Annotated in this window: 8 protein-coding genes and 1 pseudogene; 1 reads left to right on the top strand and 8 read right to left on the bottom strand. The window is 63.6% G+C overall.

Annotated elements, in window-relative coordinates:
* Positions 1 to 41 precede the first annotated feature (41 nt).
* The 3 genes from ASG57_RS16255 to ASG57_RS16245 form a co-directional block, all read right to left on the bottom strand.
* Positions 42 to 944 carry an ABC transporter permease gene (locus ASG57_RS16255; RefSeq protein WP_024338964.1) on the bottom strand — a complete coding sequence of 301 codons (903 nt, stop codon included), beginning with the start codon at positions 942 to 944 and terminating at the stop codon, positions 42 to 44.
* Between the two features lie 225 nt (positions 945 to 1,169).
* Entirely contained in the window at positions 1,170 to 2,123 is a 954-nt protein-coding gene (locus ASG57_RS16250) for an ABC transporter permease (RefSeq protein WP_024338965.1), read from the bottom strand.
* A gap of 190 nt (positions 2,124 to 2,313) precedes the next feature.
* Positions 2,314 to 3,972: an ABC transporter substrate-binding protein gene (locus ASG57_RS16245; protein WP_024338966.1), complete on the bottom strand. Its 1,659-nt coding sequence runs from the start codon at positions 3,970 to 3,972 to the stop codon at positions 2,314 to 2,316.
* 209 nt (positions 3,973 to 4,181) lie between these two features.
* On the opposite strand from ASG57_RS16245, the gene ASG57_RS16240 reads away from it, so the two are divergent.
* Entirely contained in the window at positions 4,182 to 5,777 is a 1,596-nt protein-coding gene (locus tag ASG57_RS16240) for an ABC transporter substrate-binding protein (protein WP_057196829.1), read from the top strand.
* A gap of 267 nt (positions 5,778 to 6,044) precedes the next feature.
* Here the strand turns inward: ASG57_RS16240 and ASG57_RS16235 are convergent, their stop codons facing one another.
* The 5 genes and pseudogenes from ASG57_RS16235 to ASG57_RS40000 all read right to left on the bottom strand — a co-directional run.
* Complete coding sequence (locus ASG57_RS16235; protein WP_057196828.1) at positions 6,045 to 8,276, bottom strand: CHASE2 domain-containing protein; 2,232 nt, start codon at positions 8,274 to 8,276, stop codon at positions 6,045 to 6,047.
* 70 nt (positions 8,277 to 8,346) lie between these two features.
* Positions 8,347 to 9,567 carry a VCBS domain-containing protein gene (locus ASG57_RS40015; protein WP_502690798.1) on the bottom strand — a complete coding sequence of 407 codons (1,221 nt, stop codon included), beginning with the start codon at positions 9,565 to 9,567 and terminating at the stop codon, positions 8,347 to 8,349.
* Positions 9,568 to 9,581: 14 nt separating this feature from the next.
* The coding region (locus tag ASG57_RS40010; RefSeq protein ID WP_502690797.1) for a VCBS domain-containing protein at positions 9,582 to 10,059 on the bottom strand (478 nt) is incomplete at its 3' end.
* Positions 10,060 to 10,073: 14 nt separating this feature from the next.
* On the bottom strand, positions 10,074 to 10,930 hold an 857-nt coding region (locus ASG57_RS40005; protein ID WP_502690796.1), incomplete at its 3' end, for a VCBS domain-containing protein.
* 564 nt (positions 10,931 to 11,494) lie between these two features.
* Positions 11,495 to 13,219 (bottom strand): annotated as a pseudogene (locus tag ASG57_RS40000) (FecR family protein); the annotation flags it as partial.
* Between the last annotated feature and the right edge of the window lie 64 nt (positions 13,220 to 13,283).

Raw genomic sequence — 13,283 nt, 5'->3', positions numbered from 1 at the left:
TGGCACCGAAGCTGCGGCGGCCTGTCTTGCTCTCATCATCATTAGTTCCTGATGTCCATGGCGCTGCGCAGTCCGTCCGAGAGCAGGTTGAAGCAGATCGAAACCGCGAAGATCATCGCGCCCGGAAGCGCGGCGACCCAGGGATTGATGTAGATCGCGGTGCGCAAGGTGTTCAGCATCAAACCCCATTCCGGCTCCGGCGGCTTGGTGCCGAGACCGAGGAAGGAGAGGCCGGCAGCCAAAATCATCGAGACCGAGATCAGGCTGGTGGCGTAGACGAAGATGGAACCAAGCACATTGCCGAGGATGTGCACGCGCATGATGGTAAAGGCGCCGGCCCCCGAAGCGCGCGCGGCCTCGACGAAATCCATGTTGCGCACGCCGGTGGTGACGCTCTCGGCAACGCGGGTGATCTGCGGCACGAACACGACCGTCAGCGACACGATGGAGTTGAGAATGCCGGCACCCAGCGCGCCGGAGATCGCGATCGCCAGCAGCACCGACGGGAACGCATAGAACACATCCACTGTGCGCATGATCGCGGTGTTGAGCTTGCCGCCGACATAACCGGCAACGAGACCGAGCGAGGTGCCGATGCAGAAAGCAAGGATCACGGGCAGGATGCCGATGACCAGTGACAGCCGGCCGCCATAGACGAGACGCGCCAGCATGTCGCGGCCGAGCTCGTCGGTGCCGAGGGGGTAGCCTGGGGTGCCGATGTGACGAAGGCGGCGGATCATCGAGCCCTTGTAGGGATCTTCCAGGCCGAGCCATGGCGCAAGGATCGCCGAGAGGAAGATCAGCAGCAGCACCAGCGCGCAGGCCATGCTGACCTTGTCCCGCATGATGCGGCGGCCGACGGTGGCCCAATAGCCGCGTGCCTTGGTCGCGGGCGCGGCCTGAAGCGCGGCGTCGCTGGTGGCGGACAACGGAAGCTCGCTCATCAGTCGGCTCCCGAAAGATGTTGGTTCAATCGACACAAGCCAACAAGGCGGTGCACCTCTCCCGGTTGCGGGAGAGGTCGCGCCCAACGGGTCGCGCCGCAGGCGCGCCCGATGACAGGTTCGGGGGTCCTCGCGCGAGGAGACACCCTCTCCCCAACCCTCCCCCGCTCGCGGGGGAGGGAGCGCACCGGCTTCGCGGCAACAGCTGGGCTCGATCTCATCCCGCTAGCCCCGCTTGATGCGCGGGTCGATCGCGGCTTGGGCGATGTCGACCAGCAGGTTGAGGAAGACAAAGAACAGCGCCAGGATCAGGATCGTGCCCTGCAGCAGCGGCAGGTCGCGCTGGAATATCGCCGAATTGAGCAGGAAGCCCGAGCCCGGCCAGGAGAACACGGTCTCGATCAGGATGGAGCCGCCGAGCATGTAGCCGAGCTGGAGCCCCATCACGGCAAGCGCGGTCGGCGCGGCATTCTTGATGACATGTCGGAACACGCCGGTTTCGCGCAGGCCCTTTGCACGCAACGCCTCGACGAAGTCCTGGCTGAGGATGTCGCCGGTCAGCGCGCGAACGGTGCGCGTGACGATGCCCATCGGGATCACCGAGGTCGTGATCGCCGGCAGCACAAGATATTTCAGGTGCGCCCAGTCCCAGGCCCAGGAATTGGAGCCGCTCGGGCCGGCGCCGACCGCAGGCAGCCAGTTGAGCTGCACCGAGAAGATGATGACGAGCAGCATGCCCAGCCAGTAATGCGGCACGGAAACACCGGCGATGGCAAAGGAGGTCGCGACCTTGTCGATCCAGGTCTCCCGGAAATAGCCGGCGATCAAGCCGAGCAGAATGCCCATGGTGAAGCCGATGATGGCCGCAGCAATCGCCAGCGTGACGGTGTTGCCCACTGCGCGCATGACCTCGGCGAGCACCGGACGCCCCGTCGCGATGGAGTTGCCGAGGTCGCCGTGAAGGGCACGAAGAAGCCAAAGCCCGAACTGCACCGGCAGCGGGCGGTCGAAGCCATAGGCGGTGCGCAGCTGCGCGGCGAGCTCCTGCGAGGCATCGGCCGGCAGCACGGCGACGAGCGGATCGCCCGGCGTGATGTGCACAAGGAGGAAGCACACCAGCGCCACGCTGATGACGATGGGGACGACATAGACGATGCGTCGGGCGATATAGGCGAGCACGTTGTTTCTTTCTTCCTTCTCCCCTTGCGGGAGAAGGTGGCGCGCAAGCGCCGGATGAGGGGTTGTTTCCGCGGCTACACCATTTCAAACGAGAGAGAGTCCCTCCGCGGAGAGAGACCCCTCACCCGGCTTCGCTGTCGCGAACCCACCCTCTCCCACAAGGGGAGAGGATGCACTGAGCAAGCTTCGACTACTGCTTGATCGACACCGGCGAGAAGTCGATGAACCAGCTCTTCGGCTGTATGACGCCGGTCACCTTCGGGCTCATCGCGCGCGGGCCGACGTCGTGGGCGACGTAGAGGAAGGCTGCATCGTCGACGGAGGCTGCGTGCAGCTCGGCGAGCGCGGAATCGCGCGCGGCGGGATCGAAGGTCTGCCGCGCCTTCTTCACCAGCTCGTCGAATTTGGGGTTGTTGATGAAGCCCCAATTGTTCGAGACCGGCGGCGCCATACCCGATTGCAGGAAGCGCACCAGCGCGAAGAACGGGTCCATCGCCGCATAGGTGACGTTGGTCGCGTTCGAGCCATTGGCGCTGGGATCCTTGGCGCCGCGGCGCCAGTTGGTGAACAGCGTGTTCCACTCGATGACGTCGAGCTTCACGTCGAAATAGCATTCGGCCAGCGCCTGCTGCAGATACTCGTTCATCGCCAGCGGCTGCATCTGACCCGAACCGGACGCCGACGTCTGAGTCTTCACCGTCAGCTTCTTGTTGGGGCCGAAGCCGGCCTCCTGCATCAGCTTTTGTGCGGCCGCCTTGTCGTACTTGATCTGGAAGGTGGGATTGCCACGCCAGGGATGCCCGGGCTCGAAGGTGCCGGTCGCCGGCACCATCAGGCCGGCGAGCAGCCCGTCCCTGAGACCTTCACGATCGATGCAGAGGTTCGCCGCCTTGCGCACGCGGATGTCGTTCCAGGGCGAGCCTTCGACGCGCGAGAACTGCCAGGGCCAGACATGCGGCTGCTCGTTGGCGTAGAGCTTGAAGCCGCGCTGCTTGAGCTCGGGGAGCGCGTCCGGCGCAGGCGCCTCGACCCAATCGACCTGGCCCGAGAGCAGCGCCGCAGTGCGCGCATTCGCCTCCGGCATCGGCAGGAGCACCATCTTGTCGACCTTGGGCACGCGATCCTTATTCCAGTAGTTCGCGTTCTTGACCAGTTCCAGCCGTTCACGCGGCGTGAAGCTCGCCATCTTCCACGGCCCTGTGCCCGAGGCGTCCTTGGCGAAGGCGGTCCATGCGGCCTGCGACTTCGCCTTGGCGTCGGCGCCGTCGGCCTTGTCGTAGAACGCCTGCCACTTCGCCGGGCTCGCCATGAACAGGTTGGTGAGATTGATCGGCAGGAAGCTGTCGGGCTCCTTGGTGGTGAGCTCGACCGTCATGTCGTCGATCTTCTTCGCAGAAGCCAGCGTCGGCATGCGCGAGGCGGTGACGCCGACCTGGCTGGCGTCGAATTGCGGCGCATCCTGCTTCAGGACTTTCTCGACGTTCCACACCACGGCATCGGCGTTGAACGGCGAGCCATCGTGGAAGGTGACGCCGGGGCGCAGCTTGAAGACCCACTTGGTCTTGTCGGCATCGTCGACCTTCCACTCGGTGGCAAGGCCCGGAATCACCACGCTTGCCTTCTCGGCGGAGGACAGGTCCCAGCCGGTGAGCGCGTCATACATGGTGAGGCCGGTGAAGCGGTTGCCCTCGAAGCCCTGGTCGGGCTGGCCCAGCGTGCGCGGAATATCGGCAGCGGTCATGCCGATGCGCAGCACGGTCTCCGCGCTTGCGACGCGCGGCCAGGCCGCGGTTGTCGTTAGAGCAAGCACCGCGAACAGTGCCGCACGCGTATTCTTCTTAATAAACATCGCCTCGTCCTTCTCCGGCTTGGATGATTAATTTTGATGCAATGGTATGCAATGCCTATGCCAAGGAGAAACTTTTTCTGCAGATTGCCCCTGCGGCGACAAGTCCTTGTGGATCGCCGGAAGGCAAAACCAAGGCGCTGCCTATTCTGGCATCAAGATTGCAGGTTTGGCCCGAACTCCCCCTTCAATTCCCCTTGGAGCTTTGGGCCATGCGTCTTCGTCTATCGACCTGTCTCGCCGTGCTTGCGCTGGCGTTCTCCGCAGTTTCGGCGTGCGCCGAAACTGTTGTGCGCTACGGCATCTCGATGGCGGACATCCCGCTGACCACGGGCCAACCCGATCGCGGCGCGGGCGCCTATCAATTCACCGCCTACACGATCTACGATCCCTTGGTGGCCTGGGAGATGGACGTGGCCGACCGGCCCGGCAAGCTGGTGCCGGGCCTCGCCACCGAATGGAAGGTGGACGATGCCGACAAGACCAAATGGCGCTTCACTTTGCGCAAGGGCGTGAAGTTTCACGATGGCAGCGAGTTCAACGCCGATGCGGTGATCTGGAATCTGGACAAGGTGCTCAACGACAAGGCACCGCAGTTCGACAAGCGGCAAAGCGCGCAGGTGAAGACGCGCCTCCCCTCCGTCGCCAGCTACGCCAAGATCGACGACTCCACCGTTGAGATCACCACCAAGGCGGTCGATTCCTTTTTCCCGTACCAGATGCTGTGGTTCCTGGTGTCGAGCCCGGCCCAGTATGAAAAGCTCGGCAAGGACTGGGACAAGTTCGCCAGCCAGCCCTCGGGCACCGGCCCCTTCAAATTGACGAGACTGGTGCCGCGCGAGCTCGCCGAGCTGACCAAGAACCCTGACTACTGGAACAAGAAGCGCATTCCGAAGGCCGACAAGATCGTGCTGGTGCCGATGCCTGAGGCGCTGACACGCACCAACGCGCTGCTTGCTGGGCAGGTCGATCTGATCGAGACGCCGGCGCCGGACGCGGTGCCGCAGCTGAAAGCCGCCGGCATGAAGCTGGTCGACAACGTCACGCCGCATGTCTGGAATTATCACCTCAGCGTGCTGCCGGGCTCGCCCTGGACCGACATTCGCCTGCGCAAGGCGCTGAACCTCGCGATCGATCGCGACGCGGTGGTGGGCCTGATGAACGGATTGGCGAAGCCCGCGAAGGGACAGGTCGACCCGTCGAGCCCATGGTTCGGCAAGCCCAGCTTCGAATTGAAGTATGATCTTGCCGCCGCGAAGAGACTGGTCGAGGAAGCCGGCTACTCCAAGGCCAAGCCGCTGAAGACCACCTTCATCATCGCGCAAGGCGGCACCGGCCAGATGCTGTCGCTGCCGATGAACGAATTCCTGCAGCAGAGCTTCAAGGAGATCGGCATCGACATCGACTTCAAGGTGGTCGAGCTCGAGACGCTCTATACGCATTGGCGCAAGGGCGCGGCGGACGAGATGAATGCCGGCATCACCGCCAACAACATCGCCTATGTGACCTCGGACCCGCTCTATGCGATCGTCCGCTTCTTCCATTCCGGGCAGATCGCGCCCGTGGGCGTCAACTGGGGCGGCTACAAGAACCCGAAGGTGGATGCGCTGATCGACGAGGCCAAGCAGACCTTCGATTCCACCAAGCAGGACGCGCTCCTGGCGCAGGCGCATGCGCTGATCGTCGATGACGCCACGCTGGTCTGGGTCGTCCACGACACCAACCCTCACGCGCTGTCGCCGAAGATCAAGCGGTTCGTGCAGGCGCAGCACTGGTTCCAGGATCTCACGACGATCGGGGTGGAGTGACGGGAGCGGAGACAGCTGTCGCTGCGTAGGCAAAGCGCAAGCGCGCCCGCCGCTTCGGGCCAATGCGAGGAGAGATGGTGGGCACGGCGCTGACGCGTCTCTGCCCACCCCTACAAAAGCTGATGTTTGGCGCACACAGGCGCATCAAACTCGTCATTGCGAGCGCAGCGAAGCAATCCAGAATATCTCCGCGGATGCATCACTGGATTGCTTCGCTACGCTCGCAATGACGGAGCATGAGGCACCGGAGATGCCTCGATCACACAGCTACTTGGTCAGCAGCGCATAGGCGCCGGTCCAGTTCTCGGGCGGCGGATTGATCTGGAATTCCCTGATCCGCGCCTCGTACAGCCTGAACAGCTTCTCCAGCGTGTCGGCGTCTTCGCTGCGGCGGCCGCGCTCGATCGCGTCCAATGCGCCCTGCCAGTCGCGGTTGCGGTAGCAGCCGAGCATCTCGATGGTGATGTTGCGCAGGCGCTGGAATGCACCCGAATGCATCACATCCTCGCGGCCCGCGATGGCATAGATGACCTCCGGCTCGGTCTTGCCCTTGACCATGATGAAGTCGAGCTCGAGGATCGCGAACTTGTCCTTGGCCGCGAGCGCGGTGCGGGATCCCACGATGATCGGAAAGCCGTATTCCTTGGTCTGCCCTTCCAGGCGCGAGGCCAGGTTCACGCTGTCGCCCAGCACCGAATAGTTCTTCTTCAGGTCGGAGCCCATGTTGCCGACCACGCCGACGCCGGTATTGAGGCCGATGCCGACATTGAGCGGGATGTAGACGTGGCCGCCGTCGGCAGCTTCCTGCTCGCGCTCCTTGTTGACCAGATCGATCTGCTCCAGCATCTGGATCGCAGCCTCGCAGGCATTGACCTCGTGCTGGGGGTCGTCGAGCGGCGCGTTCCAGAACGCCATGATGGCATCGCCCATGTACTTGTCGATGTAGCCCTTGCGCTCGATGATGACGTCGGTCAGCGGGGTCAGGAAGCGGTTCATCAGCGCGATCAGGCCTTGCGGATCGTGCTTGTAGCTCTCCGAGATCGTGGTGAAGCCGCGCACGTCCGAGAACATGATCGTCATCTCGCGCTCCTCGCCGCCGAGCACGAGCTTTTCCGGCGACTGTGCCAGCTGCTCGACCAGCACCGGCGACATGTACTGCGCGAACATGCCGCGGATCTGCACGCGCTGGCGCTGCTCGCGCACGAAGCTCGCAAAGATCAGCGTCAGGTAGACCGCGGTGGTCGACAGCAGCGGATAGGTGAAGTCGATGAGGTAGCGGTACTGGGTATAGAAGAACCAGGACACGCCGATCAGGATGGCGGCAAAGGTCGCGCCGGCGAGCACGAGGCGTACCGGCCCGAGATTCGGCGTGAAGATGATGACGAGCAGGCCGATGATCAGCGCCGCGATCAGCTCGACACCGAACGCATAATTCGGCTGCGAGATCACCGCGCCGCTCAGCACGCTCTCCAGCACCTGGGCGTGGATCTCGACCCCCGGCATGGCGCGGGAGACCGGCGTGGTCTTGATGTCGTTGAGTCCGCCAGCGGAGGTGCCGACCAGCACCAGCTTGCCCGCGAGCATGGCCGGCGGCACGGTATTGTCGATCACGTCGGCGGCCGAGACATAGATCGAGGGATCGCGGCGGGCATAGTGGACCCAGAGCTGGCCGTTCCGGTCCGTTGGAATTTCCACGCCCTTGAGGCGGACGCCCCTGATGCCGGCCTTGTCGGTACGGACCAGCAGCGTCGGCGTGCCGGTCGCGACGCGCAGGATCTCGAGGCTGAGCGAGGGCATGATGTTGCCCTGGGCGCGCAGGATCATCGGCACGCGGCGAATCAATCCGTCGCGCTCGGTCCTGATCGAGAACAGGCCGCGGCCGGCCGCGGCCTTCTCGATGATCGGCACGTTGCGCAACAAGCCGGGGAATTCGAACAGGAAGCGTTCGGCCCCGTCCTCGCCGACGGTCGCCACGCCCGTGAACGGAAGCGACTTGTCCAGCTCGGACAAGACCTCCGGAAGCCCGGTCTCGCCCAGCACCACGCGCGAGCGCTTGATCACATCCGCGAGGACCTGGTCGTTGCTCGGCAGCTCGCGGAGCTTGATCCGGGTGGCGTCATCGAGATAGCGCATCTGGCTCGCGACCAGATCCGGATTGAGCCGGTCCGGCTCCGAGAACACCACGTCGAAGCCGATCACGACCGCGCCGTTGCTGGTGAGGTTCTGGATCATGTCGGCGATGCGCGTGCGCGGCCACGGCCACTGGCCGAGCCTGGCGAGGCTCTTGTCGTCGATGTCGACGATGGTGACCGGCCGCGCCGCCTTGTGGCGCGGATCGATCAACTGAAACATGTCGAAGGTGCGCAGCCGCAATTCCTGGATCGGCGGCGGATCCCAGAGACGGGCGCCGGCGAACAGGACCAGCAGCGCCAGGCACATCAGCCGTGCGAAGCCGAGCTTCCGCGCAAACCAAAGCCGCAGGAGTTTGAGACGTTTCATGAGGATTCGATATCACGCTTTGACTACGGCGGCAGCTCCGATCGGTGTGTGGACGATCGCGGCGCCTCAGTCAGGCATGGACGATGAAGTCGCTTGGCTGGACGTTCGCGACGCCCTTCAGGAGGATGGTGTCCGTCGCACTCAGCGTGATCAGGGTATCCGTCCCTGAGGGCGCCACGTGCTGGGCTATCCATGCCGCGTCGATATCTGTCGCCACGACCGCCGTCAGGTCGATGTGGTCCTGACCGTGCGCAAAATCGAGGATCGTGTCGTGGTTCGAATTGGCCTCGAACACGAACTGATCCTGGTAGCCGGACCCGAACAGCACGTCCTTGCCGGTCGTGCTGGCAAGGTCGACCGGGCCTTGTTCGGACAGGTTGAAGATCAGGTTGACCGTATCGCTCGCGCCGTGACCGTCGGTGACGGTGACGGTCACCGTGTCCGTTGTTGCAGGCGCGTTCTGACCCGGATCGGTATAGGTCAGCCCCTGGAGGGCCGAGGCGATGCCCCCAAATGTATCGGACGCCGATGCCGGGTCCACGTAAGTGCCTGAATCCGCGATCGCACTAAGCGTAAAGGTTTCACCGTCGACCGCATCGGCGTCGGTAACCGTAATGCCGTGGACGAAGACCTGGTCGCCTTCCTGCGAGACGCTGATCTGGTTCACGTCGATCACCGGAGCATCGTTCTCGTCGTTCGTGCCGGTCACGTCCACCGTAAGCGTTGCTGTACCCGTGGCACCATGGGTGTCTTTGGTCTGAACGGTGAACGTATCGGTATAGGCTCCATCCGAAAGCGCGTTGATCGCCGTCGCGTTCGGAACGTAGCTGTAGCTGCCGTCGGGGTTGACCGTCAGCGAGCCGTACAGTCCTGCAACCGTCGTCACCGCATGGTGATCGGCGTTCAGAACGGCATAGCTCAGCGTCGCCGTCTCGCCGGTATCGACATCGTTGCCCACCAGCGTCCCGGTCAGATCGGAGAAGGTGTCGGCAGCAGCCGTATCCGCCAGCGAACCGATGTGCAGGTCGGCGAGCGTCGGCGCGTCGTTTGTGCCAGTGATCGTGACGGTGACGTCCTGCGAAACTTGGGCACCGTGATTGTCGGTGAAAGTGACGGTGTAGACCTGGGTGATCGTCTGGCCCTGCGCCAGCGACTGCAGCACAGCATTGCTGTTGTCGAGGCTGAAGTGCCAGCCGAGCGACGCCCCATTGTCGGTGTCGGTATTGAACTCCGCGACGTCCCCATCGATCGTGAACGTGCCGAGCGGTGTACTGCCGTCGAAACCGGGCAACTGCGCGTTGGACNTATTGAACTCCGCGACGTCCCCATCGATCGTGAACGTGCCGAGCGGTGTACTGCCGTCGAAACCGGGCAACTGCGCGTTGGACGTCGCCGATTTGAATATGGCTTCCGCGGTGTGCGTATCGATCAGGTCGAGGTCCTGGATCTCAAGCGTGCCGCCGATCGACAGTGTCGCGCTGTCCTCGGTGACGGCCCCGGCGGCATCCGCGGCGCTGCTGATGATCGTCGGCGCGTCATTGGCGCCGTTGATCGTGACGGTGACGTCCTGCGAGACTTGCGCGCCGTGATCGTCGGTGAAGGTGACGGTGTAGACCTGGGTGATGGACTGGCCCTGCGCCAGCGACTGCAGCACCGCATTGCTGTTGTCGAGCGTGAAATGCCAGCCCAGCGACGCCCCATTGTCGGTGTCGGTATTGAACTCCGCGACGTCCCCATCGATCGTGAACGTGCCGAGCGGTGTACTGCCGTCGAAACCGGGCAACTGCGCGTTGGACNAGCGACGCCCCATTGTCGGTGTCGGTATTGAACTCCGCGACGTCCCCATCGATCGTGAACGTGCCGAGCGGTGTACTGCCGTCGAAACCGGGCAACTGCGCGTTGGACGTCGCCGATTTGAATACGGCTTCCGCGGTGTGCGTGTCGATCAGGTCGAGGTCCTGGATCTCAAGCGTGCCGCCGATCGACAGTGTCGCGCTGTCCTCTGTGACGGCCCCGGCGGCATCCGCGGCGCTGCTGATGATCGTCGGCGCGTCGTTGGCGCCGTTGATCGTGACGGTGACGTCCTGCGAGACTTGCGCGCCGTGATCGTCGGTGAAGGTGACGGTGTAGACCTGGGTGATGCTCTGGCCCTGCGCCAGCGACTGCAGCACCGCATTGCTGTTGTCGAGCGTGAAGTGCCAGCCCAGCGTAGCACCGTTGTTGGTGTCCACGTTGGATTCCAGGACCGACGGATCGATCGTGAAGGTGCCGATGTTCGCGTTGGCGCCGAACCCCGGCAGAGGGGAGCTGACGGACGACGAGGTGAACACCGCTTGCGCCGTGTGGGTGTCGATCAGATCCAGATCCTGGATCGCCAGCGTGCCGCCGATCGAAAGGGACAAGCCGGCGTCCTCAGTGACGCAGCCCTTCGCCGCGTCTTCATCGCTGGTGATGGTCGGGGCATCGTTGGTCCCGGTGATCGTAATTGTGACGTCCTGCGTCACCATGGCATTATTGTTGTCGATCACCGTGACGGTGTAGACCTGGGTGATGGTCTGGCCTTCGGCCAGCGACTGCAGCACCGGATCGTCATTGTCGAGCGTGAAGGTCCAGCCGACCGACCCTTGCGAACTGGCGCCGGGACTCTCGGTCACTGCCGTCAATGCGAACGTGCCGACATGCGAGGTTCCGTCGGTGAAGCCGGGGAGATGCGCGCTCGACGTCGTCGACTTCACGACGAAGCTTGCGGTGTGAGTGTCCGTGAGATCTGGATCGTTGAACGTGATGGTGCCGTTCGCCTGGAGCGCGACCGCATCATCCTCGGTCACCGCGCCGGTCGTATCCGTCTCGTCCTCGACGATCGTCGGCACGTCGTTGGTGCCCTCGACATTGACGTCGGCTCCATTGATGGAGACCGTGAGCGGCGTGCTGACGACGCCGCCGTGCCCGTCATCGACCTGCACCACATAGTTGAGGATCAGCCTCTCGTCCTCGGCAAGGAAGTCGAAGAGATAGTCGGGAACACTGTAGGTCCAGGTGGCCGTCCCGTTGTTGCCGTTTCCAGCGCCCTGAACCACGGTCAGCGGCACCTTGACGGCCGCGATCGCCGCGAGCTGCTCCGGGGTCAGCGTCGCGGTGATGTCGTTGCCCTCCGCATCGAGATACTTGAACGGCTGGGTCGACGAGAGCTCAGCGCTCACGATCGGCCGGTCCGTCAGATCGACGTCCGTGAAGGTGACCGTGCCGGTGATGATGTCCAGAGCTTCGTTGCCCGTGCCCACCTTCTCGATCAGGGTGCCGCCCGATGTAGCAACAGTCGGCTTGTCGTTCGTTCCCGTGATCGTGATGGTGATCGGGATGAACCTGGACTCGGGGTCGACGGTGAAGTTGGTGTCGACGCGGACCATGTAGGTCAGCGTCAGGGTTTCGCCGGCCGCGAGGAAGTCGAAGACCTTGTCGGGAATCGTGTAGGTCCAGACTGCCGAGCCGTTGTTCTCGTTGGTGGGGTCGGCAATGACACTGATCTGGATCTGCGTCGCCGCGATGCCCTGCTTCTGGAGCGCGGTGAGCGAGCCCGTGACGTCCTGCTGGCCGGCGTTCTTGTAGACGTAGTTCGGCGCCTCCGCGAGGCTCACCGACACCGTCGGCCGGTCGCCGAGGTTTTGATCGACGAATCGGATGAGGCCGCTGACTGTATCGGCCTGGGTGTCGCCGGTGGTGTCGGCGCGTTCGGTCAGCGCGAACGCCGTCTTCACATTGCCGCCGAGGTCGAAACTCTGTGCAATCGGCTGGCCGGGAATGCGGATGGCCGGCGGCGTCGAGACTTGGGGAGCATCCTGTCCCGGCGGACTGAGGTTGACGAATGTCGCGACTGCAGTCAGGCCGGATCCCGACTTGAACACCACGTCCTGACTGAACGGCGTGATCGTGTCGGTAAAATTCGTGGTCAGCTTGGTGTTGGTGTTGTTGTCCGTGAACTTCAGCGTGAACACGTCCGTGATCAGCTTCTGCACCTCCGGGGACATCAGCGCATTGGAGATCGAGACGTTGCCGCCGCTGATCTGGATCATCTGGCCGGCCTGGTTGACCGTGGCGATCGGCAGCAGCGTGACCTTGTCGAACAGGATGTAGGAGCCGGTCGTGCCGTTCGGCTCGACCAGCACCTGGAAGCTCGCCTGCGGCTGCGGATCGCCGCCGCCGGCGGGAACGACGAAGTTGATCTGGGTCAGCACCGCCGTGCCGCGGATGCCCATGGTGGCGACCGGCGTGTCGACCTTCATGTCGCCATGCTTGGCGGTCTCGCCGGCGACGAAGGTGATGGTGCCCGCAACCAGGCTGAGCAGCGAGGAGTTGCTCGACCCGTTGGGGTCGTAGACCATCTCGTTCAGCACCATCCGCGCATTCGACGACAGGCCGAACACGGTGCCGTCGATGAAGGTGATGCCGAGCGTCGAATCGGCCCCGGTCGAGACCACGTCGCCCTTCTCGACATTGTCGCCGTTGTTCAGGATCACCGACACGCCGTTGCGGATCGCGGTCGCGCTGCCGGAAAGTTTGGTGACGTGACCGATGACCTGCGCGGCAGAGGCGCCGGGCGCGGCCTGGGCGACCTGGACATGGCCGGTGAGGGCGTTGACGATGTCGCCGGTGAGGTGGGCGCCGTCCGGCGAGGCGATCGCGGCACGCTTGTCGCCCCTGAAATAATCGTGAACCACGAACTCACGGCCGTCGTGGGACAGCACGAGATCGAGGCCGGCGCGCTTGAACTCGCCGTTGAAGATCAGATTGGGGTCGGGAACAACGAACGCACCATCCGGCACATGGCCATGCGCCTTTGCGATGAAGGGCTTGGCCGCAAAGGAGTCGAAATGGACATAGGCGGGCGAGTTGGAACCCTGGCCGTCCAAGAACGTCGCGGCGTCAAATTTGCCAGCGTAATTCAACCGGGCACCGTGAAAAGGGTTAAAATTTAAGTAAGTATCGACTGCCTAAGCTTGCTTAGCATTA

This window comes from Bradyrhizobium sp. Leaf396 (genome assembly GCF_001424605.1).
Classification (GTDB): Bacteria; Pseudomonadota; Alphaproteobacteria; order Rhizobiales; family Xanthobacteraceae; genus Bradyrhizobium; species Bradyrhizobium japonicum_C.
The sequence above is the reverse complement of the archived record's forward strand: the minus strand, read 5'-3'. Positions and strand labels throughout refer to the sequence as shown.